Source organism: Serratia sp. CC22-02 (assembly GCF_900182895.1).
Taxonomy (GTDB): Bacteria; Pseudomonadota; Gammaproteobacteria; order Enterobacterales; family Enterobacteriaceae; genus Serratia; species Serratia nevei.
Window position 1 is genome coordinate 83,800 of sequence record NZ_FXUD01000003.1, and the last position, 25,015, is coordinate 108,814.

The 25,015-nt window shown below is 59.9% G+C and carries 30 protein-coding genes; 20 read left to right on the plus strand and 10 right to left on the minus strand.

The features are described from left to right. Nucleotides 1-42: 42 nt before the first annotated feature. The 10 genes from hflX (at nt 43) to QOL81_RS12355 (ending at nt 11,507) form a co-directional block, all read left to right on the plus strand. Nucleotides 43-1,323, plus strand: coding sequence for a ribosome rescue GTPase HflX (gene hflX / locus QOL81_RS12310; protein ID WP_004933675.1), 1,281 nt, complete (start codon nt 43-45; stop codon nt 1,321-1,323). A gap of 68 nt (nt 1,324-1,391) precedes the next feature. After that, a complete protein-coding gene (hflK, locus tag QOL81_RS12315) occupies nt 1,392-2,642 on the plus strand; it encodes an FtsH protease activity modulator HflK (RefSeq protein WP_038879209.1) in 1,251 nt (416 codons plus the stop codon). A 3-nt stretch (nt 2,643-2,645) separates the two neighbouring features. Further along, complete coding sequence (gene hflC / locus QOL81_RS12320) at nt 2,646-3,650, plus strand: protease modulator HflC (RefSeq protein ID WP_004933669.1); 1,005 nt, start codon at nt 2,646-2,648, stop codon at nt 3,648-3,650. Between the two features lie 63 nt (nt 3,651-3,713). Next, on the plus strand, nt 3,714-3,914 hold the full coding sequence (locus tag QOL81_RS12325) for a DUF2065 domain-containing protein (RefSeq protein WP_004933666.1): 201 nt from the start codon (nt 3,714-3,716) through the stop codon (nt 3,912-3,914). A 98-nt stretch (nt 3,915-4,012) separates the two neighbouring features. Beyond that, the gene (locus QOL81_RS12330) at nt 4,013-5,311 is read left to right on the plus strand and encodes an adenylosuccinate synthase (protein WP_033648701.1); all 1,299 of its coding nucleotides are present in this window, start codon (nt 4,013-4,015) and stop codon (nt 5,309-5,311) included. Nucleotides 5,312-5,544: 233 nt separating this feature from the next. Further along, a complete protein-coding gene (gene nsrR / locus QOL81_RS12335; RefSeq protein WP_015376391.1) occupies nt 5,545-5,970 on the plus strand; it encodes a nitric oxide-sensing transcriptional repressor NsrR in 426 nt (141 codons plus the stop codon). A 59-nt stretch (nt 5,971-6,029) separates the two neighbouring features. Then, the gene (rnr, locus tag QOL81_RS12340; protein WP_060421893.1) at nt 6,030-8,504 is read left to right on the plus strand and encodes a ribonuclease R; all 2,475 of its coding nucleotides are present in this window, start codon (nt 6,030-6,032) and stop codon (nt 8,502-8,504) included. 61 nt (nt 8,505-8,565) lie between these two features. After that, nucleotides 8,566-9,297 (plus strand): 23S rRNA (guanosine(2251)-2'-O)-methyltransferase RlmB, encoded by a 732-nt coding sequence (rlmB, locus tag QOL81_RS12345; protein WP_038879203.1) that lies wholly within the window; start codon nt 8,566-8,568, stop codon nt 9,295-9,297. A gap of 116 nt (nt 9,298-9,413) precedes the next feature. Continuing rightward, nucleotides 9,414-11,042: an isovaleryl-CoA dehydrogenase gene (locus tag QOL81_RS12350; RefSeq protein ID WP_060421896.1), complete on the plus strand. Its 1,629-nt coding sequence runs from the start codon at nt 9,414-9,416 to the stop codon at nt 11,040-11,042. Between the two features lie 66 nt (nt 11,043-11,108). After that, the gene (locus QOL81_RS12355) at nt 11,109-11,507 is read left to right on the plus strand and encodes a DUF350 domain-containing protein (RefSeq protein ID WP_015376394.1); all 399 of its coding nucleotides are present in this window, start codon (nt 11,109-11,111) and stop codon (nt 11,505-11,507) included. On the opposite strand, the gene QOL81_RS12360 is transcribed toward QOL81_RS12355, so the two are convergent. Then, nucleotides 11,504-11,779 (minus strand): YdgH/BhsA/McbA family protein, encoded by a 276-nt coding sequence (locus QOL81_RS12360; RefSeq protein WP_033638652.1) that lies wholly within the window; start codon nt 11,777-11,779, stop codon nt 11,504-11,506. The two genes, QOL81_RS12355 and QOL81_RS12360, sit on opposite strands and share 4 nt — an antisense overlap. Nucleotides 11,780-11,901: 122 nt before the next feature. Continuing rightward, nucleotides 11,902-12,210, minus strand: coding sequence for a biofilm peroxide resistance protein BsmA (gene bsmA / locus QOL81_RS12365; protein WP_038879199.1), 309 nt, complete (start codon nt 12,208-12,210; stop codon nt 11,902-11,904). Nucleotides 12,211-12,337: 127 nt separating this feature from the next. Here bsmA and yjfP point away from each other — a divergent pair, with 127 nt between their 5' ends. Beyond that, nucleotides 12,338-13,090, plus strand: coding sequence for an esterase (gene yjfP / locus QOL81_RS12370; protein ID WP_283439855.1), 753 nt, complete (start codon nt 12,338-12,340; stop codon nt 13,088-13,090). A 123-nt stretch (nt 13,091-13,213) separates the two neighbouring features. Further along, the gene (locus QOL81_RS12375) at nt 13,214-13,576 is read left to right on the plus strand and encodes a hypothetical protein (protein ID WP_064290815.1); all 363 of its coding nucleotides are present in this window, start codon (nt 13,214-13,216) and stop codon (nt 13,574-13,576) included. Between the two features lie 96 nt (nt 13,577-13,672). On the opposite strand, the gene QOL81_RS12380 is transcribed toward QOL81_RS12375, so the two are convergent. Together QOL81_RS12380 and QOL81_RS12385 are read right to left on the minus strand one after the other, a co-directional pair. Continuing rightward, complete coding sequence (locus QOL81_RS12380) at nt 13,673-13,939, minus strand: YdgH/BhsA/McbA family protein (protein WP_070913668.1); 267 nt, start codon at nt 13,937-13,939, stop codon at nt 13,673-13,675. Further along, the gene (locus tag QOL81_RS12385) at nt 13,936-14,157 is read right to left on the minus strand and encodes a hypothetical protein (RefSeq protein ID WP_139159281.1); all 222 of its coding nucleotides are present in this window, start codon (nt 14,155-14,157) and stop codon (nt 13,936-13,938) included. The genes QOL81_RS12380 and QOL81_RS12385 overlap by 4 nt, the downstream gene beginning before the upstream one ends. A gap of 236 nt (nt 14,158-14,393) precedes the next feature. Between QOL81_RS12385 and rpsF the strand changes: the two genes are divergently transcribed. From rpsF to QOL81_RS12410, 5 genes are all read left to right on the plus strand, one after another. Beyond that, a complete protein-coding gene (gene rpsF, locus QOL81_RS12390; RefSeq protein ID WP_004933634.1) occupies nt 14,394-14,792 on the plus strand; it encodes a 30S ribosomal protein S6 in 399 nt (132 codons plus the stop codon). 8 nt (nt 14,793-14,800) lie between these two features. Beyond that, nucleotides 14,801-15,118, plus strand: a complete 318-nt coding sequence (gene priB / locus QOL81_RS12395) for a primosomal replication protein N (protein WP_049233092.1) — start codon at nt 14,801-14,803, stop codon at nt 15,116-15,118. 4 nt (nt 15,119-15,122) lie between these two features. Then, nucleotides 15,123-15,350, plus strand: a complete 228-nt coding sequence (rpsR, locus tag QOL81_RS12400) for a 30S ribosomal protein S18 (RefSeq protein ID WP_000135199.1) — start codon at nt 15,123-15,125, stop codon at nt 15,348-15,350. 39 nt (nt 15,351-15,389) lie between these two features. Next, nucleotides 15,390-15,842 carry a 50S ribosomal protein L9 gene (gene rplI / locus QOL81_RS12405; protein WP_004933629.1) on the plus strand — a complete coding sequence of 151 codons (453 nt, stop codon included), beginning with the start codon at nt 15,390-15,392 and terminating at the stop codon, nt 15,840-15,842. 111 nt (nt 15,843-15,953) lie between these two features. Then, the gene (locus QOL81_RS12410) at nt 15,954-16,307 is read left to right on the plus strand and encodes a DUF488 domain-containing protein (RefSeq protein ID WP_047569644.1); all 354 of its coding nucleotides are present in this window, start codon (nt 15,954-15,956) and stop codon (nt 16,305-16,307) included. A 3-nt stretch (nt 16,308-16,310) separates the two neighbouring features. On the opposite strand, the gene QOL81_RS12415 is transcribed toward QOL81_RS12410, so the two are convergent. Then, nucleotides 16,311-16,979: an OapA family protein gene (locus QOL81_RS12415; RefSeq protein WP_070913670.1), complete on the minus strand. Its 669-nt coding sequence runs from the start codon at nt 16,977-16,979 to the stop codon at nt 16,311-16,313. Between the two features lie 267 nt (nt 16,980-17,246). On the opposite strand from QOL81_RS12415, the gene bamJ reads away from it, so the two are divergent. Then, on the plus strand, nt 17,247-17,867 hold the full coding sequence (gene bamJ / locus QOL81_RS12420; protein WP_004933618.1) for a BamJ family beta-barrel-assembly machinery protein: 621 nt from the start codon (nt 17,247-17,249) through the stop codon (nt 17,865-17,867). Nucleotides 17,868-17,910: 43 nt separating this feature from the next. On the opposite strand, the gene ytfE is transcribed toward bamJ, so the two are convergent. Further along, entirely contained in the window at nt 17,911-18,576 is a 666-nt protein-coding gene (gene ytfE / locus QOL81_RS12425) for an iron-sulfur cluster repair protein YtfE (protein ID WP_283439856.1), read from the minus strand. A gap of 118 nt (nt 18,577-18,694) precedes the next feature. Then, nucleotides 18,695-20,647: a bifunctional 2',3'-cyclic-nucleotide 2'-phosphodiesterase/3'-nucleotidase gene (locus QOL81_RS12430; protein WP_283439857.1), complete on the minus strand. Its 1,953-nt coding sequence runs from the start codon at nt 20,645-20,647 to the stop codon at nt 18,695-18,697. Between the two features lie 255 nt (nt 20,648-20,902). On the opposite strand from QOL81_RS12430, the gene cysQ reads away from it, so the two are divergent. Next, nucleotides 20,903-21,643, plus strand: a complete 741-nt coding sequence (cysQ, locus tag QOL81_RS12435) for a 3'(2'),5'-bisphosphate nucleotidase CysQ (protein ID WP_033644177.1) — start codon at nt 20,903-20,905, stop codon at nt 21,641-21,643. Between the two features lies 1 nt (nt 21,644). Here the strand turns inward: cysQ and QOL81_RS12440 are convergent, their stop codons facing one another. Next, the gene (locus QOL81_RS12440; RefSeq protein WP_025159587.1) at nt 21,645-22,202 is read right to left on the minus strand and encodes a YtfJ family protein; all 558 of its coding nucleotides are present in this window, start codon (nt 22,200-22,202) and stop codon (nt 21,645-21,647) included. A 330-nt stretch (nt 22,203-22,532) separates the two neighbouring features. Here QOL81_RS12440 and QOL81_RS12445 point away from each other — a divergent pair, with 330 nt between their 5' ends. Beyond that, nucleotides 22,533-22,739, plus strand: a complete 207-nt coding sequence (locus QOL81_RS12445; RefSeq protein WP_019453363.1) for a DUF1107 domain-containing protein — start codon at nt 22,533-22,535, stop codon at nt 22,737-22,739. 68 nt (nt 22,740-22,807) lie between these two features. Here QOL81_RS12445 and paeA read toward each other — a convergent pair whose 3' ends face one another. Together paeA and msrA are read right to left on the minus strand one after the other, a co-directional pair. Next, nucleotides 22,808-24,139 (minus strand): polyamine export protein PaeA, encoded by a 1,332-nt coding sequence (gene paeA / locus QOL81_RS12450; RefSeq protein ID WP_049270169.1) that lies wholly within the window; start codon nt 24,137-24,139, stop codon nt 22,808-22,810. A 180-nt stretch (nt 24,140-24,319) separates the two neighbouring features. Beyond that, nucleotides 24,320-24,958 carry a peptide-methionine (S)-S-oxide reductase MsrA gene (gene msrA / locus QOL81_RS12455; protein WP_086581134.1) on the minus strand — a complete coding sequence of 213 codons (639 nt, stop codon included), beginning with the start codon at nt 24,956-24,958 and terminating at the stop codon, nt 24,320-24,322. Nucleotides 24,959-25,015: the final 57 nt, after the last annotated feature.

Sequence of the window (25,015 nt, forward strand, 5' to 3'; positions counted from 1 at the left end):
CCCCCAAACTCACGGTGAGTGTCCGTTTGAGAGGTTGCACGCTTGTTTGACCGTTATGAAGCCGGTGAGCAGGCCGTACTGGTTCATATCTATTTCTCGCAAGACAAAGATACGGAAGACCTCAACGAGTTCGAATCGTTGGTTTCCTCAGCCGGTGTCGAAGCTTTGCAAGTGGTGACTGGTAGCCGCAAAGCCCCGCATCCGAAGTACTTTGTCGGCGAAGGAAAGGCCGAAGAAATTGCAGATGCGGTGAAAGCCAGCGGCGCGTCTGTTGTCCTGTTTGATCATTCCCTTTCCCCGGCGCAGGAAAGAAACCTCGAGCGCCTGTGCGAATGCCGGGTGATCGATCGCACCGGGCTGATTTTAGACATCTTCGCCCAGCGTGCCCGCACCCATGAAGGTAAGCTGCAGGTGGAGCTGGCGCAGTTGCGTCACATCGCCACGCGTCTGGTACGCGGCTGGACGCACCTGGAGCGGCAAAAAGGGGGGATTGGCCTGCGCGGGCCGGGGGAAACCCAGCTTGAGACCGACCGTCGCCTGTTACGCGATCGCATCAGCTTGATTCTGCGCCGCCTGGAGCGGGTAGAAAAGCAGCGTGAACAAGGCCGACGCGCGCGGACCCGTGCCGATGTGCCGACCGTATCGCTGGTGGGCTACACCAACGCCGGCAAATCCACCCTGTTTAACCGAATAACGTCTGCCGAGGTGTATGCGGCGGACCAGCTATTTGCCACCCTGGATCCTACGTTGCGGCGCATTGACGTGCCGGACGTGGGGGATACCGTGTTGGCGGATACCGTAGGCTTTATCCGGCACCTGCCGCACGATCTGGTGGCCGCCTTCAAGGCGACGCTGCAGGAAACGCGCCAGGCATCTCTGCTGCTGCACGTCATCGATGCCGCAGATCCGCGCGTCGATGAGAACATCGAAGCGGTGAACACCGTGCTGGCGGAGATAGACTCGGATGAAATCCCTACACTGTTAGTGATGAACAAAATAGATATGCTGGACGATTTTGTGCCGCGTATCGACCGCAACGACGAAAACCTGCCGATCCGGGTGTGGCTGTCCGCCGCCAGCGGAGAGGGTATTCCGTTGCTGTATCAGGCGTTGACGGAGCGCTTATCGGGGGAGATCGCGCATTACGAATTGCGCTTACCGCCACGGGCAGGCCGTCTTCGCAGCCGTTTTTACCAGCTTCAGGCGATTGAAAAAGAGTGGAACGAAGAGGACGGCAGCATTGGCGTGGTGGTGCGAATGCCGATCGTCGAATGGCGTCGTCTCTGCAAGCAAGAACAGGACCTGATTGACTTTATCGTATGATCATATCCTGTTACATTTATGCTTCGCGAAAGCCTGAAGTACCCAATCACAGAATATGGAGCTAAAACATGGCGTGGAATCAGCCCGGTAATAACGGACAGGACCGCGACCCGTGGGGGAGCAGCAATAACAATGGCGGCAACTCTGGCGGTAACAACAAAGGCGGTCGTGATCAAGGGCCACCTGATTTGGACGATATCTTCCGTAAACTGAGCAAGAAATTGAGCGGTTTTGGCGGGGGCAAAGGCTCCAACAGCAATAGCGGCGGCACCGGCACCTCTGGTCCGGGCTTCAGCGGCCGCATTATCGGTATCGCGGCGGTGGCCGTGGTGGTGATCTGGGCCGCCAGCGGCTTCTACACCATCAAGGAAGCTGAGCGCGGCGTCGTGACGCGTTTCGGCAAGTTCAGCCACCTGGTGCAGCCGGGTCTGAACTGGAAGCCGACCTTCATCGACGACGTGCGTCCGGTGAACGTGGAATCCGTGCGCGAGCTGGCGGCGTCCGGCGTGATGCTGACCTCCGATGAAAACGTGGTGCGCGTGGAAATGAACGTGCAGTACCGCGTGACCAACCCGGAAGCGTACCTGTTCAGCGTCGTCAATGCCGACGACAGCCTGAGCCAGGCGACCGACAGCGCCCTGCGCGGCGTGATCGGCAAATACTCGATGGACCGCATCCTGACCGAAGGCCGTACCGTGGTGCGTAACGATACGCAGCGCATGCTGGAAGAGACCATTCGTCCTTACAACATGGGCATCACGCTGCTGGACGTCAACTTCCAGGCGGCGCGTCCGCCGGAAGAGGTGAAGGCGTCGTTCGACGATGCGATCGCCGCGCGTGAGAACGAGCAGCAATACATCCGTGAGGCGGAAGCTTACGCCAACGAAGTTCAGCCGCGTGCGAACGGCCAGGCGCAGCGTCTGCTGGAAGATTCCAAGGCTTATAAAGACCGTACCATCCTGGAAGCGCAGGGTGAGGTGGCGCGCTTTGCCAAGCTGTTGCCGGAATACAAGTCCGCTCCGCAGATCACCCGCGAGCGTCTGTATATCGAAACCATGGAAAAAGTGCTGGGCCATACCCGTAAGGTGTTGGTGAGCGACAAAGGCAACAACCTGATGGTGCTGCCGCTGGATCAGATGCTGCGCGGTCAAGGCGCGGCGCCGGAGAGCGGCAACAAGGATACCAGCCTGATTCGCCTCAATCCGAATCCTGCGCCGGCTGCCAACAGCAGCACTCCGCGTACCAGCGGCGGTTCGATTATGGATCAGCGCCGGGCGAATGCGCAGCGTGACGACACCACTCGCGTAGGGAGAGAGTAATCAATGCGTAAGTCTTTTGTAGTTATTGTCCTCGCGGTGCTGGTGGTGCTGTACGCTTCGCTGTTCGTGGTGCAGGAAGGCCAGCGCGGCATCGTGCTGCGCTTCGGCAAGGTTCTGCGCGACGGCGAAAACAAGCCGCTGGTGTATGCGCCGGGTCTGCACCTCAAGATCCCGTTCATCGAGACCGTGAAGAACCTGGATGCGCGTATCCAGACTATGGATAACCAGGCCGATCGTTTCGTGACCAGCGAGAAGAAAGACCTGATCGTCGACTCCTATCTGAAGTGGCGCATCAGCGACTTCAGCCGTTACTATCTGGCGACCGGCGGCGGCGACGTCTCCCAGGCCGAAGTGCTGCTGAAGCGTAAGTTCAGCGACCGTCTGCGTTCCGAAATCGGCCGCCTGGACGTGAAAGATATCGTGACCGACTCGCGCGGCAAGCTGATGTCCGACGTGCGTGACGCGCTGAACACCGGCACCGTGGGTGACGGCGAAGAAGTGGCGACCACCGAAGCCGATGACGCTATCGCCTCTGCGGCGGCGCGCGTTGAGCGGGAAACCACCGGCAAACAGCCGCAGGTGAACCCGAACAGCATGGCGGCGCTGGGCATCGAAGTGATCGACGTGCGTATCAAGCAGATCAACCTGCCGGCGGAAGTGTCCGACGCCATCTACCAGCGTATGCGCGCCGAGCGTGAAGCGGTAGCCCGTCGTCTGCGCTCGCAGGGCCAGGAAGAAGCCGAGAAGCTGCGCGCCAGCGCGGACTACGAAGTGACCCGTACCCTGGCGGAAGCCGAGCGTCAGGCGCGTATCACCCGCGGTGAAGGCGATGCCGAAGCGGCCAAGCTGTTCGCCAACGCGTTCAGCCAGGATCCGGACTTCTATGCCTTTATCCGCAGCCTGCGTGCCTATGAAGCCAGCTTCAAGGACAACCAGGACGTGCTGGTACTGAGCCCGGACAGCGATTTCTTCCGCTACATGAAGTCGCCTGATACCCTGCGCAAGTAAGCGCGGCAGGCAATCTGATCGAGGGCCCGTTTACGCGGGCCCTTTCTCGTTTTTGGGGGATGCATGAACTCAACGATTTGGCTGGCGCTCGGGCTGGTTCTGGTGCTGGAAGGATTAGGGCCGATGCTGTTTCCGCAGGCCTGGCGCAAAATGATTGTGGCGATGTCGCAGCTGCCGGACGCGACGCTGCGGCGATTTGGCGGTGGAATAGTGGTTGCGGGCTGCGTGATCTACTACATGTTGAGCGGCCGCACGGGTCTTTAAAGTCTAGCCCAAAATTTATGCAATCGTATGCTAAAAGTGCTGAAAATCGAAAATTACGGTGGTAGAATCCATTTTTAAGCAATCGGTGATTTTGAAAAATGGGTAAGAACGTCGTCGTACTGGGCACCCAATGGGGTGACGAAGGTAAAGGCAAGGTTGTAGACCTGCTGACTGAACGGGCTCAATATGTTGTGCGCTACCAAGGTGGCCATAACGCTGGCCACACTCTGGTAATCAACGGTGAAAAAACCGTCCTTCATTTAATTCCTTCAGGTATTCTGCGTGAAAACGTCACCAGCATCATCGGCAACGGTGTTGTTCTGGCGCCGGACGCATTGATGAAAGAAATGGGTGAACTCGAAGCGCGTGGCATCCCGGTACGCGAACGTCTGTTACTCTCTGAAGCTTGCCCGCTGATCCTGCCTTACCACGTCGCGTTGGACAACGCGCGTGAGAAAGCGCGCGGCGCGAAAGCGATCGGCACCACCGGTCGCGGCATCGGCCCGGCTTACGAAGATAAAGTGGCTCGTCGCGGCCTGCGCGTCAGCGACCTGTTCAACAAAGAAACCTTCGCCGTTAAGCTCAAAGAGATCGTCGATTACCACAATTTCCAGCTGGTCAACTACTACAAAGTTGAAGCCGTCGATTATCAGGCGACGCTGGACTACGTGCTGTCTATCGCCGACATCCTGACCGCCATGGTGGTTGACGTTTCCGAACTGCTGGACGGCGCGCGCAAGCGTGGCGACCTGATCATGTTCGAAGGCGCTCAGGGCACCCTGCTGGATATCGACCACGGTACTTACCCGTATGTCACCTCTTCCAACACCACTGCCGGCGGCGTGGCTACCGGTTCCGGCATCGGCCCGCGTTATGTGGACTACGTGCTGGGCATCGTGAAAGCCTACTCCACTCGCGTGGGTGCAGGCCCGTTCCCAACCGAACTGTTCGATGAAACCGGCGAGTACCTGTGCAAGCAGGGTAACGAGTTCGGCGCCACCACCGGCCGTCGTCGTCGTACCGGCTGGCTGGACGCGGTAGCGGTGCGTCGCGCCGTGCAGATCAACTCCCTGTCCGGCTTCTGCCTGACCAAGCTGGACGTCCTGGACGGCCTGAAAGAAGTGAAGATCTGCGTGGGCTACCGCATGCCGGACGGCCGCGAAGTGGATACCACTCCGCTGGCGGCTGAAGGCTGGGAAGGTATCGAGCCTATCTACGAAACCATGCCGGGCTGGAGCGAAACCACCTTTGGCGTGAAAGAGCACAGCAAGCTGCCTCAGGCTGCGCTGAACTACATCAAGCGCATCGAAGAAGTGACCGGCGTACCGGTAGACATCATCTCTACCGGCCCGGATCGCAGCGAAACCATGATCCTGCGCGACCCGTTCGACGCATAATCAGGCTTTGCGGCAGTAAACAAACCGGGCGCGTCCCGGTTTGTTTTTATCCTGACTCCCTCCGATTGCGGTTTCACGTCAAAAAATCCTTTCATAAACCCGCCTTAGGGCGCGGGATTCGCTAAATAATTAGCGACGAACTCTCCGGCTGGTTTATTATCCAATGAGTAATCTTTTGAATAGCGCCGAAAAGCGGCGTATCAGACGGGTAAAACGATACCCAGAGGTAAGATGTGCAGTTAACAAGTTTTACTGATTATGGCCTGCGGGCGTTGATCTACATGGCCTCGTTGCCGCAGGACAAGATGACCAGTATCTCGGAAGTGACCGAGGTTTACGGCGTGTCTCGCAACCATATGGTGAAGATCATCAATCAGTTGAGCCGGGTCGGTTTTGTCACGGCGGTGCGCGGCAAGCATGGCGGCATCCGTTTGGGCAAACCGGCCGAGAGCATTCGCCTCGGCGACGTGGTGCGGGCGCTGGAGCCGCTTGCGCTGGTTAACTGCAGCAGCGAGTTTTGCCACATCACCCCTGCCTGCCGACTGAAGCAGGTGCTCCAACAGGGCGTACAGAATTTCCTTGAAGAGCTGGATAAGCATACGTTGGCCGATATGGTCGAAGACAATCCGCCGCTCTACAAGCTATTGCTTGTCGAATAAAACGACGTTGAGAAGACAAGGCTCAACGTCATCCTGCTGATGACAACGGAGGAACCGCAATGTCACAAGATCCATTCCTGGAACGAGAAGCAGAAAAATACGAATCCCCCATCCCCAGTCGTGAATATATCCTGGCCCATTTGGCGAAACGTGAAACGCCGGCCAGCCGCGAAGAACTGGGCAACGAACTGGGCCTCAGCGGTGAAGAGCAGCTGGAAGCGCTGCGCCGCCGCCTGCGCGCCATGGAGCGCGATGGCCAGCTGGTGTTTACCCGCCGCCAGTGCTACGCGCTGCCGGAACGTCTGGATCTGTTGCGCGGCACGGTGATCGGCCACCGCGACGGCTACGGCTTCCTGCGCGTGGAAGGCAGCAAAGACGATCTGTACCTGTCTGCCGAACAGATGAAAATGGCGATCCACGGTGACGTGGTGCTGGCGCAGGCCTTGGGCGCGGATCGCAAAGGGCGCCGCGAAGCGCGCATCGTGCGCGTGCTGGTGCCGAAAACCAGCCAGATTGTCGGCCGCTTCTTCATGGATGCCGGCACCGGCTTCGTGGTGCCGGACGACAGCCGTCTGAGCTTCGATATTCTGATCCCGGCGGACAGCGTCAGCGGCGCGCGCATGGGCTTTATGGTGGTGGTGGAGCTGACGCAGCGTCCGACCCGCCGCACCAAGGCGGTCGGCAAGATCGTCGAGATCCTCGGCGACAAGATGGGCACCAGCATGGCGGTGGACATCGCGCTGCGCACCCATGAGATCCCGCATACCTGGCCGCCGCAGGTGGAAAAGCAGGTGGCCGATCTCAGTGAGCAGGTGCCGGAAGCGGCCAAGAAGGGCCGCGTCGATCTGCGCAAGCTGCCGTTGGTCACCATCGACGGTGAAGACGCACGCGACTTCGATGACGCCGTGTACTGCGAGAAAAAACGCGGCGGCGGCTGGCGCCTGTGGGTCGCGATCGCCGACGTCAGTTACTACGTGCGCCCGCGCACCGCGCTGGACGATGAAGCGCGCAGCCGCGGTAACTCGGTGTACTTCCCGTCGCAGGTGATCCCGATGCTGCCGGAAGTGCTGTCCAACGGGCTGTGCTCCCTGAACCCACAGGTCGATCGCCTGTGCATGGTGTGCGAGATGACCATCTCCGCCCAGGGGCGCCTGTCCACGGCCAAGTTCTACGAAGCGGTGATGAGCTCGCACGCTCGCCTGACCTATAACAAGGTGTGGCACATTCTGCAGGGCGATCAGGAGCTGCGCGAGCACTACCATCCGCTGGTCAAGCACCTGGAAGAGCTGCACGCGATGTATAAGGTGCTGGATAAGGCGCGCGCCGAGCGCGGCGGCATCGCGTTTGAAACCGAAGAAGCCAAGTTCATCTTCAACGCCGAACGCCGCATCGAGCGCGTGGAGCCGACGGTGCGCAACGACGCCCACAAGCTGATCGAAGAGTGCATGATCATGGCCAACGTGGCGGCCGCGCGCTTCGTCGAGAAACGCAACGAGCCGGCGCTGTACCGCGTGCACGATCGTCCGAGCGACGACCACATCTCCGCGCTGCGCAGCGTGCTGAGCGAGCTGGGGCTGACGCTGGGCGGCGGCAACAAGCCGCAGCCGAAGGACTATGCGGTGCTGATGGATGAAGTGTCCGAGCGCCCTGACCACGAAATGCTGCAAACCATGTTGCTGCGTTCGATGAAGCAGGCGATTTACGATCCGGAAAACCGCGGCCACTTCGGCCTGGCGCTGGCGTCTTACGGCCACTTCACCTCGCCGATCCGCCGTTATCCGGATCTGGCGCTGCACCGCGCGATCAAATATCAGCTGGCCAAAGAACACGGCGAGCCGAAAGAGCGCTGGACGCCGACCGGCGGCTGGCACAGCGAATTCGAAGAGATGCTGCAGCTGGGCGAACACTGCTCGATGACCGAGCGCCGCGCGGACGAAGCGACGCGCAACGTTGCCGACTGGCTGAAGTGCGACTTCATGCAGGATCACGTCGGTGAAGTGTTCAGCGGCATCATCTCCAGCGTGACCGGCTTCGGCTTCTTCGTGCGCCTGAACGATCTGTTCATCGACGGGCTGGTGCACGTATCAACGCTGGATAATGATTACTATCGCTACGATAATATCGGCCAGCGCCTGATCGGCGAGTCTTCCGGCACGGTCTATCGCCTGGGGGATACGGTGGAGATCCGCGTGGACGCGGTGCATATGGACGAGCGCAAGATCGACTTCGCGCTGGTGTCCAGCACCCGCAAAGCGCGCGGTGAAGGCAAAACCGAGCGCGATCGCGCCAAGAAGGGCGGCCAGCGCACGCTGCGCGACAGCGGTAGCGCGGGGCGCGGCAAGCGCCGCGGCGGCAAACCGCCGGCCAACTTCGAGCCGGACAGCGCCTTCCGCAAGCAGGATGACGCCAAGCCCGCGGACAACGTGAAGAAGGCGAAGAAGAAAGCCAAGAAAGCGTCCGACAAAACGCGGAAAATCGCGGCGGCGACCAAAGCCAAACGCGCAGCCAAGAAGAAAGGTGCTGAGCAGGCTTAACCTGCCGCACATCGTTACCATCGGCCGGTTATCGCCGGCCGCACGAATTTAAAAGAGCATCATGAGCGAAATTATTTACGGCATTCACGCCGTCAAAGCCCTGTTAGAGCGCGATCCGCAACGCTTCCTGGAAGTGTTTATCCTGAAAGGCCGCGAAGATCGCCGCCTGCAACCGCTGATCGCCGAGCTGGAAGCGACCGGCATCGTGATCCAGGTGGCGAGCCGCCAGTGGCTGGATGACAAGGTTGAAGGCGCGGTGCACCAGGGGATCATCGCCCGGGTGCGCGAAGGGCGTCAGTATCAGGAGAACGATCTGCCGGGCCTGTTGGAGAGCGTGGAAACGCCATTCCTGCTGGTGCTGGACGGCGTGACCGACCCGCATAACCTCGGCGCCTGCCTGCGCAGCGCCGACGCTGCCGGCGTGCACGCGGTGATCGTGCCGCGCGACCGTTCTGCCCAACTGAACGCCACCGCCAAGAAAGTGGCCTGCGGCGCCGCCGAGAGCGTACCGCTGATCCGCGTGACCAACCTGGCGCGCACGCTGCGCCTGCTGCAGGAAATGAACGTCTGGGTGGTGGGTACCGCCGGCGAAGCCGACCATACGCTGTATCAGAGCAAAATGACCGGCCCGATGGCGCTGGTGATGGGCGCGGAAGGCGAAGGCATGCGTCGTCTGACCCGCGAACACTGCGACGAGCTGATCAGCATCCCGATGGCCGGTACCGTCTCTTCGCTGAACGTGTCGGTCGCCACCGGCATCTGCCTGTTCGAAGCGGTGCGTCAGCGCGGCTGATCCTCCTGACGGGGGCCCTGAGCCCCCGTTAATTCCCCCTCTTGTGATCCCGCCTTCGGCAGAAATCTCTGCGCCGACCATACTTACTCCTGACGCTTTTCTCAGGGAGCACTCTCATGGTCTGGACTACGCACACCGTTTTTAACCAACCCAAGCCGCTGGGCAACAGCAACCTGTTTCTCTCCGATACGCCGCTGCGCGAAGCGTTGCAGCGCGAGCAGGGCGGCTGGGACGCCGAGGTATTGGCTTCGCTGGGCCAGCAGCTTGGCACCCAGGAGTCGCTGGAACTGGGGCGCCTGGCTAACGCCAACCCGCCGGAGCTGCTGCGCTACGACGCCACCGGCCAGCGGCTGGACGACGTTCGCTTTCACCCCGCCTGGCATATCCTGATGCAGGGGCTGATCGCCAACCGGGTGCACAACCTGCCCTGGCAGGAGGATGCGCGCATCGGTTCCTTCGTGGCGCGCGCCGCGCGCTTTATGCTGCATGCGCAGGTCGAGGCCGGCACGCTGTGCCCGGTGACCATGACCTTCGGCGCCACGCCGCTGTTGCTGCAGGCGTTGCCGGCCGAGTTTCGCTCCTGGCTGACGCCGCTGCTGTCGGATCGTTATGACGCTCACCTGCTGCCGGGCGGGCAAAAGCGCGGCCTGCTGATCGGCATGGGCATGACGGAGAAGCAGGGTGGTTCCGACGTTTTGAGCAATACCACTACCGCCGCGCCGCTCGGCGCGCGCGGGCCGGGTGAAGCCTACCGGCTGGTGGGGCACAAGTGGTTCTTCTCGGTGCCGCAGAGCGATGCGCACCTGGTGCTGGCGCAGGCCGAAGGAGGGTTGTCCTGTTTCTTCCTGCCGCGCATTTTGCCGGACGGCAGCCGCAACGCCATTCGCCTGGAGCGATTGAAAGACAAGCTGGGTAACCGCTCCAACGCCAGCAGCGAAGTGGAGTTTCAGGACGCCACCGCCTGGCTGTTGGGGGATGAGGGTGACGGCGTGCGGCATATCCTGAAGATGGGCGGCCTGACCCGTTTCGACTGCTCGCTCGGCAGCCACGGCCTGATGCGCCGCGGGCTGTCGGTGGCGCTGTATCATGCGCTGCAACGGCAGGCGTTCGGCAAGCTCCTGATCGAACAACCGCTGATGCGCCAGGTTCTGGCGCGCATGGCGCTGCGGCTGGAAGGGCATACCGCGTTGCTGTTCCGGCTGGCCCGCGCCTGGGAAAGCCGCAGCAATGAGGGCGAACTGATCTACAGCCGCCTGCTGACCCCGGCGGCCAAATACAGCATCTGTCGCCAGGGCATGCCGTTCATCGCCGAGGCGATGGAGGTGCTGGGCGGTATCGGCTACTGCGAAGAGAGCGAGCTGCCGCGCCTGTATCGCGAGATGCCGGTCAACAGCATCTGGGAAGGTTCCGGCAACATCATGTGTCTGGACGTGTTGCGCAGCCTGCACAAGCTGCCGGGCGCGCTCGAAATGCTGCAGTTCGAGCTGCAGCCGGTGCGCGGCCAGAATCGCTTGTTCGATCACGCCTGGCGGCAGTGGCAGCAGCGTGTGCGGCAACCGCGTGAAGAGATGGGGCGGCTGCTGACCCAGCAGCTGTTCGACCTGTGCTGTGCCGCGCAGCTGCTGCAGCATGCCAGCCCGCAGATAGCCGACGCCTGGTGCCACCTGACGCTGGATCACCGCGGCGAGAGCCTGCTGTCGGCCGAGGTGTGCGAACTGCTGCTCAACCGCGCTATCGGCGGTTAGGGAAAAGGGTGGCGCGCGGCGGCGAAAACCTTTTTAATTCAGCCTCACTCTGACAGGAAAATGCACATGGATATTCTCAGCGCGTTGGCGGCGTTCGCCTCTTATTTCTTCAGCGGTTTCGCCATGATTTTGGTGTTTCTGTTCGTCTATACCCGCATCACTCCGCACGACGAATGGGCGCTGATCAAGGCCGATAATCAATCCGCCGCCTTTGCTTTCATCGGCGCTTGCCTGGGGTATGTGATCCCGTTGGCCAGCGCGGCGATCAACTCGATCAGCCTGCTGGATTACCTGCTGTGGGGCGTAGTGGCGCTGGTGGTGCAACTGCTGCTGTTCGCGGCCGTGAAGATCTACATGCCACGCATCAGCGACAAGATCGAAGCGAACCACCTGGCCGCCGGGATTTTCCTGGGGGGCGTCTCCGTGAGCGGCGGCGTGTTGAATGCGGCTTGCATGAGCTACTAAAGGTATAAGATGGCCGAGGCGCGCCAGCCAAGCGGGTGCGCCTGTTCTTCCATCCGCAGGATGCGGTAATAGCTGGCGCCGTGTTGGCCGGCGGTGCGAGCGATGGCCTGCTCCGCCTCCTGTGGTGAACCGGGCAGATCGTTAAAGGTGATCTCGGCGATTTCACTGAGCGGCGTCACGCGATCGGCGGGCGCCAGCTCGGCGGACTGTGCGCCGGTGCTGAGCAGCCCCACTGAAAGCAGGAGGGAGGTGAGTGCGGTGGAGCGTTTCATGGCGTTCCCCTTCGTCAGATCCTGAATCGCACCCGCAACATGCGGTATGCTGTCCGACAGTGTGCAATACCCTACTTCAGCCTGTGCAAAGCCAGTGTAAATCTGCTTAAAAAATCCCCGCCTTACCGATACAGGATCGCCTGGGAATACCATTGGCCCGGCACGATGGTTTCGCTGTTCATGATGATCACGTAATACCGGGCGCCGGCGGCGGTGGCCTTGCGCTGGATCTCCGCTTCCACGTCCATCGGGCTGCCGCGCACCACGGCGGTGACGGTACCTATCTTCACCAGCTCGGCGGTCTGTGCGCGGACGATCTCCTGCGCCTGTGCGGTGGGCGGTGGCGGCGGTTTCGGCGTGGTGGTCATGATGCCGCAGGCGGAAAGCTGTGCGGCCAGCGTCAGGGCGATGAGTGTGCGGACAAGCGTCATGGTGACCTCGAAAGAGCCGGTACGATGGCTTCAGTGTAACGCAATATAAGCTGGAACAGATTGAGCTAACGCTGGCTGGCGCAAGTTTGTCATGATGAATGCCAACAGGTGAGTTGAGGATGAACGGATGATCGAAATTCATGACGAGCGGGCGGGCGATATTGCGGTGATCCATGCCGTCCCCGCAGGGCACTATCAGCGGCCCTTGCCGACGGTGTTCTTCTGTCATGGCTATACCTCGTCGAAAGAGGTGTACGCCTACTTCGCCTATGCGCTGGCGCGCGCCGGTTTTCGGGTGATATTGCCGGATGCCGATCGGCACGGCGAGCGGTTCGACGGCGATGAGGCGCGGCGTCTGGCCACGTTTTGGGAGGTCCTGCGCAGCAATATCGACGAGCTGCCGCAGATCAAGGCGCATTTCGAGCGGCTCGGCCTGATTGCCGACGGGCGTATCGGCGTCGCCGGTGCCTCTATGGGGGGCATGACCGCGCTTGGCGCCTTCGCGCGCTTCCTGTGGATCCGGGCGGCCGCCAGCCTGATGGGTTCCGGCTATTACCGTGCGCTGGCGCAAACGCTGTATCCGCCGTTGGGCGAAGAGGGCGAGGCGCTCTCGCCGCCAGCGTTTGCGGCGCGCACGGCCGTGCTGGCGGAGTATGAGCTGGAAGGGCGTTTGGCGGCGATCGCCGGGCGGCCGCTGCTGCTGTGGCACGGCGAGACGGACGACGTGGTGCCGGCGGCGGACAGCCTGCGTTTGGCGGCTGAACTGCGGCAGCAAGGCGCGGACGGCCGTTTGACGTCGCTCATCGAACCGGGGGTGAAGCACCGCATCACGCCGCTGGCGCTGTCCGCCACGGCCGACTTCTTCCGCCGCGAACTGTAATGCTCCGCCGGGCGCGATGCCAGGAATTGCACCGCTCTGTGCCTGCTGTTTCGGCCATCGTTTGGCCGAATGAAGGGGAGAATGTCTGCGTGAATTCTTTCAGGGCAGCAAGGAGCAGAGGGCATGATAAAAAGCATCGGCAGTACGGCCGGTTTAATGGGAACGATGAAAGCGCGCGCCGAGCTTAACTCAGCGGCCTTCAGCGAGATGTTGGGGGCCGCCGACGGCAAGGCGCGGCAAAACCAGGCGAATCCGCTGTCGCGCATCACCGCGCAGACGGTGCAAAACATGACGGCGCTGTTCGCCTCCGCGCCGAAAGCGGCAACCACTCACGCCGCAGCGGCCGATACGCTCTCGTTCGAACAGCGGGCGACCCTGACGGGCAGCGCCGAGCTGTTGCAAACGCGGACAAATTATCTGCAGATGGCGCTGCAATTGCATAATCCGGGCAAGGCGTTCAGCATGCCGGCGCTGCTCAAGCTGTGATGAGGGAAGCGGAGCGCCCAATGGGCGGCGCTCCGGTGCGGACTGAACGGGCTTTCTGATGAAGCCCTGGGGATTTCCCTGGCGTGGCGTGCGTTTTTAGCGGTACAGCTCGGCGCTGACGTGCATCGTGCTGTTGTCGCCCGGTTCGTGCAGGGCGATGATGCGATAAGAGCTTGCGCCGCGTTGATCGGCGATTTTGCTGACCTGGCTGCTGGCGTCATCCGGCGAAACCACGTTCTGGTTCAGGGTGACGAAGCCGACGCTCTGGCGTTGATCGGCCTGGTGCGACGTGATCTCCGTTGCGGCCATTACGTTGGCGGAGAACAGGGCGGCCAGCGCCGTTGCGAGCATGATGCGTTTCATAGTGCCTCTCTTAACCCTTTGCCGTTACGGCCTGACAGCGAATGTCGCTGCGGCAAAAAGTCATTTATCTGCATTGAATAACCTGAAATCTTTTTCGTCGCGCTGTCTGCGGCGGATATGGTTAATTTTAGTCCGTTGCGGCGGATTAAAAAGCGGGGGCTTTTGATGAGCTCTTTCAAAAAAAGTGAAATAGATTTGTGACTCAGCGCTGATTTCATTGAAAGATTTTTGAAACCGATGGATCGGCGTACATAGGTTCTCCCACGAGCAAATCGTGCTATTTCCCATAACGCCTCGCATTAACGCGAATAAAACCCACGCAGTCCTTGAGTTTCCCGCCCTGCGTCAGTATGATTACGCGTCATTTTTCAGCCGCACACTAAACACGTTCCTTGCTTCCATGGGCCGCGGTTGACCCTGACAGGAGGCTGAATAATCCGTAAGGAGCAATTCGATGCGTCATTACGAAATCGTTTTTATGGTCCATCCTGACCAAAGCGAACAGGTTCCGGGCATGATCGAGCGTTACAGTGCTACCATCACTAACGCGCAAGGTCAGATTCACCGTCTGGAAGACTGGGGCCGCCGTCAGCTGGCTTATCCGATCAACAAACTGCACAAAGCTCACTACGTTCTGCTGAACGTTGAAGCGCCGCAGGAAGCGATCGATGAGCTGGAAACTAACTTCCGCTTCAACGACGCCGTTATCCGCAGCATGGTTATGCGCGTTAAGCACGCGGTAACTGAAGCATCTCCGATGGTTAAAGCGAAAGACGAACGTCGTGGCGATCGCCGCGAAGACTTCGCTAACGAAACCGCAGATGATGCAGATGCTGGGGATTCTGAAGAGTAATTGCCGCCGTGACGGCTAATCGTCTGGTTTTGTCGGGCACTGTGTGCAAGGCACCGGTTCGAAAAGTGAGTCCTTCCGGGATACCGCACTGCCAATTTGTGCTAGAGCACCGTTCGCAGCAGATGGAAGCCGGATTCAGCAGACAAGCATGGTGCCGAATGCCCGTGGTTGTCAGCGGACAACAGTCACAAGCACTAACTCAAAGATTAACGGTCGGCAGTCAGATTACCGTGCAAGGCTTTGTAAGCTGCCATCAAGGGCGCAACGGGCTGAGCAAATTGGTTCTGCATGCCGAGCAGATTGAATTGATAGATTCTGGAGACTAGCCAAATGGCACGTTATTTCCGTCGTCGCAAGTTCTGCCGTTTCACCGCGGAAGGCGTTCAAGAGATTGACTATAAAGACATCGCTACGCTGAAAAACTACATCACCGAAAGTGGTAAAATTGTACCGAGCCGTATCACCGGTACTCGTGCAAAATATCAGCGCCAGCTGGCCCGTGCTATCAAGCGCGCGCGCTACCTGTCTTTGTTGCCGTACACTGATCGTCATCAGTAATCGGCCACTGTCCATTAACGACTTTGAGAGGATAAGGTAATGCAAGTTATTCTGCTTGATAAAGTAGCAAACCTGGGCAGCCTGGGTGATCAAGTTAACGTTAAAGCGGGCTACGCTCGTAACTTCCTGGTACCACAGGGCAAAGCTGTTCCTGCTACCAAGAAAAACGTTGAGTTCTTCGAAGCACGCCGTGCTGAACTGGAAGCCAAACTGGCTGACGTTCTGGCTGCTGCTGAAGCTCGCGCAACCAAGATCAACGAACTGGGTTCAGTCACCATCGCTTCCAAATCTGGCGACGAAGGTAAACTGTTCGGCTCTATCGGCACCCGCGACATCGCTGACGCAGTGACTGCGGCAGGCGTTGAAGTTGCCAAGAGCGAAGTTCGTCTGCCGAACGGCGTTCTGCGTACCACTGGTGAGCACGAAGTGCACTTCCAGGTACACAGCGACGTGTTCGCACAGCTGAATGTAGTTGTGGTTGCAGAAGCGTAATTTACGCTGCTGTTAACCCGGTTAAAACGCCAGCCTCGCGCTGGCGTTTTGCTTTTCTGCGCCCGGCAAAACGCGCTACGCTTGAAGACGGGATGAAAAGGAGAGCGTGCGATGGCAAAGATTACGCTACAGCGGGTTTATGATTTCAGCGCGCCGGCGCCGGAACACTGTTATCTGATAGACAGGCTATGGCCGCGCGGCATCAGCAAGGCGCGGCTGACGGGCGTGCAGTGGCTGAAACAGGTGGCGCCGGATGACGAACTGCGCAAGTGGTTCCATCAGCATACCGACCAGTGGGCGGTCTTCGAGGCGCGTTACCGCCAACAGCTGGCGGCCAACGACGCCTGGCAGCCGCTGGTGGCGCTGTTACGGCAGGGGCAAACGCTGACGCTGCTGTATGGCAGCAAAGATACCGAGCACAACCAGGGCGTGGTGCTGCGCGAGTTTTTGCTGGCGCAGCTGTAGGGATTAGCGTTCCCGGCGGTAGCTGCCGTCGGCCTGGCGGCGGAACAGCGCCTGGCTGTTGTCCACCGTGGTAACCGACAGCGCGTTAATCACGCCGTTGGCGTCGCGTTCGATGCGCACTTCCTGGCCGGCTTTCATGTTGCTCAGCGGCTTGTCGCCGCCTTCCACCTGCGCCATGGCGAACACTTCATTCACCGGCAGATTGTTGTCGCGAAACAGCTGGGCCAGGGTCTGGCCGGGCTGGATCTGATAACGGTGCCAGTTGCCCGCCGGCGTTGGTTCGTTGGCAGACGTGGTGCCGCCGTTTTGCAGATCGGCCTGCAGCGGCACGCTGGTTTCCTGCTGGGAAACCGGGAACGGCTGTCTTTCGGGCGAGTACGGCCACAGCAGGGCCAGCAGCAGGATGATGCCGAAGATCAGCACCCAGCGGCGGTGGAAGTAGGGCAGTGGCTCCATCCAATGGAAACCGTCCGGCAGATGCCAGACTTTGGCCAGCAGCGCTTTGACCTGCTGCATTTTGTCGTTGGCCGGCGGTGGCTCCGATGGCGGTTCCGCGCCTTCAGACGTGGGTGCGGCGCCCGGTTTCAGGCGCTGGCTGACATTCAGCCAGGTGCGCAGCAGCGGCTGGTAGATGCGGGTGGTTTTCCTTCTCCTGGGCGCGATTCTGCCCATGGTGACCTCTCTTCGACGGCGTAGTAATTAGCGCGGCGCGGCAAGCGCCTCGCCTGCCCGATATCCTGCTTTCAGTATAGTCCGCTAACTGATTGAAGCGAAAGGCAGCTGAGCGGCAGAGCCGCGGTTTGCGGCTGCGGGCGTTAACAGAAGGTTATTGTTTCTTTTTCTACGACAAAAGTCATCATTCTCCACACAAGATTTTACCCGGCATTGACGCGCTGTTATGCTGCGCTTTCGACTTTTTACAGACTTAAGGAAAACCCCATGACAACCCCTTCTTTTGACAGCGTTGAAGCGCAAGCAAGTTACGGGATTGGTTTACAGGTCGGCCAGCAGCTGCAAGAGTCCGGGCTGGAAGGTTTGCAACCGGAAGCTTTGCTGGCGGGTCTGCGTGACGCGCTGGAAGGGAATGCCCCGGCGGTTCCGGTAGACGTGGTGCACCGTGCGCTGCGTGAAATCCACGAGCGTGCGGACGCGGTGCGCCGCGAGCGCCAGCAGGCGATGGCCGTTGAAGGCCAGAAATTCCTGGACGACAACGCCAAGCGCGACGACGTGACGCTGACCGAGTCCGGCCTGCAGTTCTCCGTGCTGGAGCAGGGCAACGGCCCGATCCCGTCCCGTCAGGACCGCGTGCGTGTGCACTACACCGGTCGTCTGATCAACGGCGACGTGTTCGACAGCTCGGTCGAGCGCGGCCAGCCAGCAGAATTCCCGGTCAGCGGCGTGATCCCAGGCTGGATCGAAGCGCTGACCCTGATGCCGGTCGGCTCCAAATGGCAGCTGTATATCCCGCACAACCTGGCTTATGGCGAGCGTGGCGCTGGCGCGTCCATCCCGCCGTTCAGCGCGCTGGTGTTCGACGTCGAGCTGCTGGAAATCCTGTAATCCCACCGAGGATTGCTCTGGGCGCCTTCGTGGCGCCCTTATTTTATGCGCAGCGCAGCGCGCGCGGGAACAGCAGATTGTTTTCCAGGCTGATGTGCTCCATCAGATCGCCGATGAACTCGTCGATGCCGGTGTACAGCGCTCGCCAGGTGGTGCAGGCGCCCTCCGGCGGCGTGACGTTATCGGTGAGGAACTTCACCACTTCCAACTGCTCACCCGCCTCGTCATGTTCATGCTCCATCACCGAGATCGGTCCGGAGGCCTGCGGCCCCATGCCCTGTTTGATCAGCGGGAACAGGATCTGCTCCTCTTTCATCATGTGATTCTCCAGATCCAGGCGGATCAGGTTCAGCTGCTTCGCCAACCCGCGCGGGCAGCTGGGCTTGTCGCCGTGCACGCGTTCGACCTTTTCCGCCATCAGCACCAGTTCTGCCAGCTGCTCGCGGTGCCGCTGATGAAAGCGTGGCAGAATGTAGTCGATCACCTCACCGAGCGGCGCCGTGCGCCAGTCCCGGCTTGGCTCCGGCGTGGCGGCCAGGGCGGCCAGTTCGTTTTCCAGCCTGTCGATATCTAACCCTTTGCGCTCGGCGGCGCGTGCCAGCGATTGCCGGCCGCCGCAGCAGAAATCCAGCTGATGCTGGCGAAACAGACGGGATGCACGGGGAATGGCGATAGCGAGCGCGCCAAGGGATTGATTGCGGTAATCCATGGTAGTGCCTCTTTAAACGAAGGAATCTTATAACATGCATTTTAAATGCAATTTAAAGGGCGCGCCAGCGGGAAAATCGAAGAGAAGGTGGCCGGGGCTGGGGACCCCGGCCGGGTGATTATTTCGCGCTAAGATCGATGCGATACACCGCGAAGCCGATGCGGTCATTGCCCTCGGCGGTCATCGGATATTGAGCGTGCTCTTTGATAAACGCCGTCGCTTTGTCCGACGGCGAGGTCTCGAAGCGGATATCCAGCGGCTGCTGGCTGCTGAAGGTCGCCAAACGCCAGTTGTTGTCCGCCTGCGGATGCACCGCACCGTGCCGCTGGGTTTCGGCGCTGATGTAGGCCGCCAGCACTGAACGGTTCTCATCCGGCGAAGCGAAGGCGATGTGTTTGTCGCCGGTGCCGGCAAATTTGCCGCCGTAGGCGCGGTAGTTGTTGGTGGCGACCAGGAAGGTGGCGTTCGGATCGATCGGCTTGCCGTTGAAGGTCAACTGCTTGATGCGCTCCGCCTTATCGTTGATCAGCTGGCATTCACCGTCGTAGCGCGCCGGCTGGCTGACGTCGATCTGGTAATTGACGCCGTCGATCACGTCGAAGTTATAGGTGCGGAAGCCGTCCCAGTTGATCAAGCCCTGCGGCTTGGCGCTGTTGACGTCGATCTGGTTGAACTGGCCGGCGGAGCACTCCAGCCACTCTTTCACCTCTTTGCCGCTGGCCTTCACCACCACCAGGGTATTGGGGTAGAGATAGATATCGGCGGCGTTGCGGAAGGTGAGTTGGCCCTTTTCCACTTCGACGAAGCTGGCCGGATCGTTCTTGCGGCCGCCGACCTTGAACGGCGCCGCCGCCGACAGCACCGGCAGATCGGCCAGATCCGGATCGCCCTGAATGTAATGTTCAACGTAGGCCTTCTGCGCATTGTTGACGATCTGCACCGTCGGATCGTCCTGCACCAGCGCCAGGTAGCTGTACATGTTGCCGTCGGATTTGCCGATCGGCTGGCTGACGAACTCGCGCGTGCCCTTGTGATCGTCCGCCAACACTTTCACCAGCGCGGCGTCTTCCGCCGCCAGCGATTTCTTGTTCTCTTTGTCGTAGATCGGCCGTGCTTCCGCTTTGGCGGCGGTCACTTTCCAGCTACCGCTATCGTTGTTGAGCTGCAGGTCGACCACGCCGAGATGATCGCCCCATTGGCCCGGCATCACCGCCGGTACGCCGTTCAGCAGGCCCTTATCGATATCCGCGCCTTTGATATTGGCGAAGTCCTTGCTCGGGAACACCGCATGGGCGTGGCCGAACATGATGGCGTCGATGCCCGGTACCTGGCTGAGGTAGTAGACCGAGTTTTCCGCCATTGCCTTGTAAGGCTCGCTGGACAGCCCGGAATGCGGGATCGCCACCACCAGATCGGCGCCCTGTTTACGCATTTCCGGCACGTAGCGTTTGGCGGTGGCGGTGATGTCGTCCACCGTCACCTTGCCCTGCAGGTTAGCCTTGTCCCACACCAGGATCTGCGGCGGCACGAAGCCGATGTAGCCGATGCGCAGCGTATGCGCCTTGCCGTCGCGGTCTTTCACCGGCGTATCGACGATGATGTACGGCGTGAACAGCGGTTTTTGCGTTTTGGCGTCGATGACGTTGGCGTTGATATACGGGAACTTGGCGCCGGCGATGGCGTTCTTCAGGTAGTCCAGCCCGTAGTTGAATTCATGGTTGCCGATGTTGCCGACCACATAGTTCAGCGTATTCATCGCCTTATAGACCGGATGCACGTCGCCCGGTTTCAGCCCCTTGGCCGCCATGTAGTCGCCGAGCGGGCTGCCCTGAATGATGTCGCCGTTGTCCACCAACACCGCGTTGGCGGCCTGTTGGCGCGCCTGCTGGATCAGGCTGGCGGTGCGCACCAGACCGAATTTATCGGTCGGCGTGTCCTTGTAGTAATCGAAGTCCATCATGTTGCTGTGCAGGTCGGTGGTTTCCAGCACGCGCAGGTCGACGGTGGCCGCCTGCGCCGAGGCGCACACCAGCAGCGCAAGCGCGGACAGCGTCAGGGGATGCTTCATCATTTTGGGCTCTCTCCATTCCATTATTCGAGTGTTATCGCAGAGGGAAATGTAATTAACATTGCTTGCCACAGCAAACTGTGAAGTGTGGCAGAAAACGGCGGCGGGTAACGCGGGGAAGTTCACAGTTGTGCCCAACAAGATCTGAGGAATTCCCGGGGGTTAGCCGGTTGAGATGGATATTCGGCGTAAAAAAAACTAGTCTGCTAGCAGAGACAGGGGGAAATTTCCCACGGAGATGCAGAGTTGAGGTGCATGATGTTAGAGCGAATTTGCCAACTGTCCCGCGAGGCGGGGGCGGCGATCATGGCGGTGTACGACGGTGAACAACCGCTTGATGTCGCACAGAAAAAAGATGATTCACCGGTGACGGCGGCCGATCTGGCGGCGCATCACATCATCAAGCGCGGCCTGGCGGCGCTGACGCCCGAGGTGCCGCTGCTGTCGGAAGAAGATCCGCCGGCGTGGGAAGAACGCCGCAACTGGACGCGCTACTGGCTGGTCGATCCGTTGGACGGCACCAAAGAGTTCTTGCACCGCAACGGTGAGTTCACGGTCAATATCGCCCTGATTGAAGACGGGCAGGCGGTGATGGGGGTGGTGTACGCCCCGGCGATCGACGTGCTGTATCTGGCGGAGCGCGGCAAGGCCTGGAAAGAAGAGAAGGGCGTGCGGCAGGCGATCGGCGTCAGCAACGCGCATCCGCCGCTGGTGGTGGTGAGCCGCTCGCATATCGACGACGAACTGAAAGACTATTTGCAGCAGCTGGGTGAGCACCAGACCGTGTCCGTCGGCTCCTCGCTGAAGTTCTGCCTGGTGGCGGAAGGCAAGGCGCAGCTCTATCCGCGCTTCGGGCCGACCAACATTTGGGATACCGCCGCAGGACATGCGGTGGCGGTGGCCGCCGGGGCGCAAATTCACGATTGGCAGGGCAAGCCGTTGCTCTATACCCCGCGTGAATCTTTCCTCAACCCCGGCTTCCGGGTGTCGCTGTTCTGAGTTAGTTCGCCAACAGCTGGTGCAGCTTGGACATCACCTGCTGCACCTCTTCCGGCGTCAGCGCGCCGTCTTTGGCGAACTGAATGCGCCCTTGCTTATCCAGCACCACAATAGCTGAGCCTTTCGGCTGCAGATCCCAGGCTTTGCGCACGTTGCCGTCGCTGTCGACGATAAACTGCGACCACGGGAACTCCTTCTTGCTGTCCTCAATGCTGCTGCGCACGAACATCGCGGTGCCCATCAGGGCATCGTCGGTGTTGACGATTGTCGTCGTTTGGTAACGATCGTGTGGTAGCTTCGCCTTCTTGATCGCTTCAATCAGTGGGTCGTTCATGTCTTTGGCGGAGCTGCGGCCGGCAATATGTTGTATCACTCGCACTTTTCCACTGAGCTGCGCGCTGTTCCAGTTCTGGTAGCTAAAATTACCGTCAGCGTAATTGAGCTCTCCTTTGTCGCTGACGCCGACCGGCGCTACGCGCTGCTGGAGCTGGAAGTTGTGCGCGGAAGCGAAAAGCGGGGCGAGCAGCAGGGATACCATCAGCATGCGACTTGTTTTCATGCTTTCTCCTTGTAATGAGTGGAATTTGTGCGACAGCACTTCGACAGCCTAAAGCATAGGATGTGATAAGAGGTCTGTCCTGTTAACCGGATCGCAGATTTTCCCTTGGTTCGCTAATCATCAGATTTTGAAGGGATATACTGAAAACGTTATAAATTATCATATACAATTCTGTCAAAAAGTGTAAATCCAGCGTAGATCACCGGGCAGAAGTGAACGTTCTGGTCTTTACTGGGTCTACTACATGCAATCAAGTTGCGTTCTGAATTTCGAGGCTGCCACCTTTGGCGGCTCGCTGAGCGCATGGATCAACGGGAGGAGCGTAAAAGAATGAGAATCTTCCAGCGTTATAACCCTTTGAAAGTGGCAAAGTACGTTAAGACCCTGTTTCGCGGAAGGCTGTATATCAAGGACGTGGGCGCATTTGAATTCGACGAGGGGAAAATCCTGCCGCCGAAGATTCGTGACAAGCGCCATTTCAGCGTGATGTCTGAAGTAAACCGCCAGGTGCTGCTGTTGCAGGCCGAGTTTGGCTGAACACTGCGCTGACAGCGGTAAAAAAAATGCGGCCCCGATGGGGCCGCTGATGTTTTTGCCGGCTGGCGTCAAGCCGCCGGGGTGTCTTCCGGGGCTTTCGGCAGTACCGCCGCCGGTTTGTCGCTCAGCCGGGTGACCAGCAGCTGGTCTATCTTGTAGCTGTCGATATCCACCACTTCGAACTTGTAGCCGGCGTATTTGACGAAGTCGGTGCGTTTCGGGATCTTGCGCAGCATATACATCATAAAGCCGCCGATGGTCTCGTAGTTGCCCGCCTGCGGGAACTCGTCGATGTCCAGCACGCGCATCACGTCGTCGATCGGCGTGCCGCCTTCAATCAGCCATGAGCTTTCGTCGCGCGCCACGATCTGCTCTTCCTGGCCTTGGCCAACCAGATCGCCCATCAGCGTGGTCATCACGTCGTTAAGGGTGATGATGCCCACCACCAACGCATATTCATTGAGGATCACCGCGAAGTCTTCGCCGGCGGTCTTGAAGCTTTCCAACGCTTCGGACAGCGTCAGCGTATCCGGCACGATCAGCGCCGAGCGGATCTGCACGCCGCTGCTCAGCACCAGGCTCTGGTTGCCCAGCACGCGGTTCAGCAGGTCTTTGGAATCGACGTAGCCGACCACCTGATCGATATGGCCGTCGCACACCAGGAACTTGGAGTGCGGATGGGTCGAGACCTTCTCCTTGATGCTCTCTTCGCTTTCGCGCAGGTCGAAGTACACCACGCTTTCACGCGAGGTCATCGAAGACGGCACGGTGCGCGATTCCAGTTCGAACACGTTTTCAATCAGCTCGTGTTCCTGCTTGCGCAGCACACCCGCCAGGGCGCCGGCTTCCACCACTGCGTAGATGTCGTCGGAGGTGATGTCGTCCTTACGCACCATCGGCAGCTTGAACATGCGGAAGATCAGGTTGGCCATGCCGTTGAAGAACCACACCAGCGGGCGGAAGATCATGATGGAGAAACGCATCGGGTTGATGATCCGGACGGCGACCGTCTCTGGTGCAATCATACCGATGCGCTTCGGGGTCAAATCGGCGAACAGGATAAACAGGCTGGTCACCAGCACGAAGGAGCAGATGAAGCTGACCTGTTCCGCCAGTTCGGGCGACAGGAAACGATCGAACAACACCTTGAAAGTGGGAGAAAAAGCCGCATCGCCGACGATACCGCCGAGGATGGCCACGGCGTTCAGGCCGATCTGCACCACGGTGAAGAAGATGCCTGGGGTTTCTTGCAGTTTAAGCACTCTGGCGGCGTTGATGTTGCCTTCGTCCGCCATCAGCTTCAGTTTGATCTTGCGCGAGGCGGCCAGAGAGATTTCCGACAGTGAGAAGAACGCACTCACCGCGATCAGAAAAAGAATCAGTAAAATACTGTTTAACATAATCTATCCATACGTGCCGACGGGATGCCGGCGCTCTTGAGGAAGGGTAGTACATAGTAAAAAAAGCAGCGATAACAACCAGAAGGGAAGCTATCGGGCCGCAGAAGCGGCCCGCATAGTATAGCAGTTGCCCCACAGGGGCCGCCAGCGGTTAAAAAAGTGCCGCCGGCCGGCATCGGATTAGCCCTGCGGCGGCAGGCAAACGCCGATGCCACCCAGCCCGCAGTAGCCTTCCGGATTCTTGAACAGGTACTGCTGATGATCGTCCTCCGCGTAATAGAACGGCAGCGCCGGCGCGATCTCGGTAGTGATGACGCGCTTGTCGCCCGCCGCGCCCATCGCCTGCTGGAAGCGCTGCAGGCTGCTTTCCGCCTCGGCCTGCTGCTCCGGGCTCAGCGTGTAAATCGCCGAGCGGTACTGGGTGCCGACGTCGCCGCCCTGGCGCATGCCCTGCGCCGGATCGTGATTTTCCCAGAATACCTGCAGCAGCTGTTTGTAGCTGACGACCTGCGGATCGAACACCACGCGTACCACTTCGGCGTGGCCGGTCTGGCCGCTGCACACTTCGCGGTAGGTCGGGTTCGGCGTGTAGCCGCCGCTGTAGCCGGCGGCGGTGCTGTAGACGCCCGGCTGCTGCCAGAATAGGCGCTCAACGCCCCAGAAACAGCCCATGGCGAAGATCGCCACTTCCATGCCTGCCGGCACCTGGGTCATCGAGTGTTCGGTGACCACGTTGAGCGTTGCGACAGGCATTGGCGTGGTGCGGCCAGGCAGCGCGCTTGCCTTATCGACGGTTTGTGATTTATCAAAAAATGGCACCACGGTTGACTCCTGTTGTCACAGTAAGAATTGACCCTACATGGGGGCGGTTCGGTT

Excerpts from the sequence above, each read along its gene's own strand:
- hflK (WP_038879209.1), top strand. The coding sequence starts at position 1,392 with ATGGCGTGGAATCAGCCCGGTAATAACGGACAGGACCGCGACCCGTGG.
- hflC (WP_004933669.1), top strand. The coding sequence starts at position 2,646 with ATGCGTAAGTCTTTTGTAGTTATTGTCCTCGCGGTGCTGGTGGTGCTG.
- QOL81_RS12325 (WP_004933666.1), top strand. The coding sequence starts at position 3,714 with ATGAACTCAACGATTTGGCTGGCGCTCGGGCTGGTTCTGGTGCTGGAA.
- QOL81_RS12330 (WP_033648701.1), top strand. The coding sequence starts at position 4,013 with ATGGGTAAGAACGTCGTCGTACTGGGCACCCAATGGGGTGACGAAGGT.
- rnr (WP_060421893.1), top strand. The coding sequence starts at position 6,030 with ATGTCACAAGATCCATTCCTGGAACGAGAAGCAGAAAAATACGAATCC.
- rlmB (WP_038879203.1), top strand. The coding sequence starts at position 8,566 with ATGAGCGAAATTATTTACGGCATTCACGCCGTCAAAGCCCTGTTAGAG.
- QOL81_RS12350 (WP_060421896.1), top strand. The coding sequence starts at position 9,414 with ATGGTCTGGACTACGCACACCGTTTTTAACCAACCCAAGCCGCTGGGC.
- QOL81_RS12355 (WP_015376394.1), top strand. The coding sequence starts at position 11,109 with ATGGATATTCTCAGCGCGTTGGCGGCGTTCGCCTCTTATTTCTTCAGC.
- QOL81_RS12360 (WP_033638652.1), bottom strand. The coding sequence starts at position 11,779 with ATGAAACGCTCCACCGCACTCACCTCCCTCCTGCTTTCAGTGGGGCTG.
- bsmA (WP_038879199.1), bottom strand. The coding sequence starts at position 12,210 with ATGACGCTTGTCCGCACACTCATCGCCCTGACGCTGGCCGCACAGCTT.
- yjfP (WP_283439855.1), top strand. The coding sequence starts at position 12,338 with ATGATCGAAATTCATGACGAGCGGGCGGGCGATATTGCGGTGATCCAT.
- QOL81_RS12375 (WP_064290815.1), top strand. The coding sequence starts at position 13,214 with ATGATAAAAAGCATCGGCAGTACGGCCGGTTTAATGGGAACGATGAAA.
- QOL81_RS12380 (WP_070913668.1), bottom strand. The coding sequence starts at position 13,939 with ATGAAACGCATCATGCTCGCAACGGCGCTGGCCGCCCTGTTCTCCGCC.
- QOL81_RS12385 (WP_139159281.1), bottom strand. The coding sequence starts at position 14,157 with ATGAAATCAGCGCTGAGTCACAAATCTATTTCACTTTTTTTGAAAGAG.
- rpsF (WP_004933634.1), top strand. The coding sequence starts at position 14,394 with ATGCGTCATTACGAAATCGTTTTTATGGTCCATCCTGACCAAAGCGAA.
- rpsR (WP_000135199.1), top strand. The coding sequence starts at position 15,123 with ATGGCACGTTATTTCCGTCGTCGCAAGTTCTGCCGTTTCACCGCGGAA.
- rplI (WP_004933629.1), top strand. The coding sequence starts at position 15,390 with ATGCAAGTTATTCTGCTTGATAAAGTAGCAAACCTGGGCAGCCTGGGT.
- QOL81_RS12410 (WP_047569644.1), top strand. The coding sequence starts at position 15,954 with ATGGCAAAGATTACGCTACAGCGGGTTTATGATTTCAGCGCGCCGGCG.
- QOL81_RS12415 (WP_070913670.1), bottom strand. The coding sequence starts at position 16,979 with ATGGGCAGAATCGCGCCCAGGAGAAGGAAAACCACCCGCATCTACCAG.
- bamJ (WP_004933618.1), top strand. The coding sequence starts at position 17,247 with ATGACAACCCCTTCTTTTGACAGCGTTGAAGCGCAAGCAAGTTACGGG.
- ytfE (WP_283439856.1), bottom strand. The coding sequence starts at position 18,576 with ATGGATTACCGCAATCAATCCCTTGGCGCGCTCGCTATCGCCATTCCC.
- QOL81_RS12430 (WP_283439857.1), bottom strand. The coding sequence starts at position 20,647 with ATGATGAAGCATCCCCTGACGCTGTCCGCGCTTGCGCTGCTGGTGTGC.
- cysQ (WP_033644177.1), top strand. The coding sequence starts at position 20,903 with ATGTTAGAGCGAATTTGCCAACTGTCCCGCGAGGCGGGGGCGGCGATC.
- QOL81_RS12440 (WP_025159587.1), bottom strand. The coding sequence starts at position 22,202 with ATGAAAACAAGTCGCATGCTGATGGTATCCCTGCTGCTCGCCCCGCTT.
- QOL81_RS12445 (WP_019453363.1), top strand. The coding sequence starts at position 22,533 with ATGAGAATCTTCCAGCGTTATAACCCTTTGAAAGTGGCAAAGTACGTT.
- paeA (WP_049270169.1), bottom strand. The coding sequence starts at position 24,139 with ATGTTAAACAGTATTTTACTGATTCTTTTTCTGATCGCGGTGAGTGCG.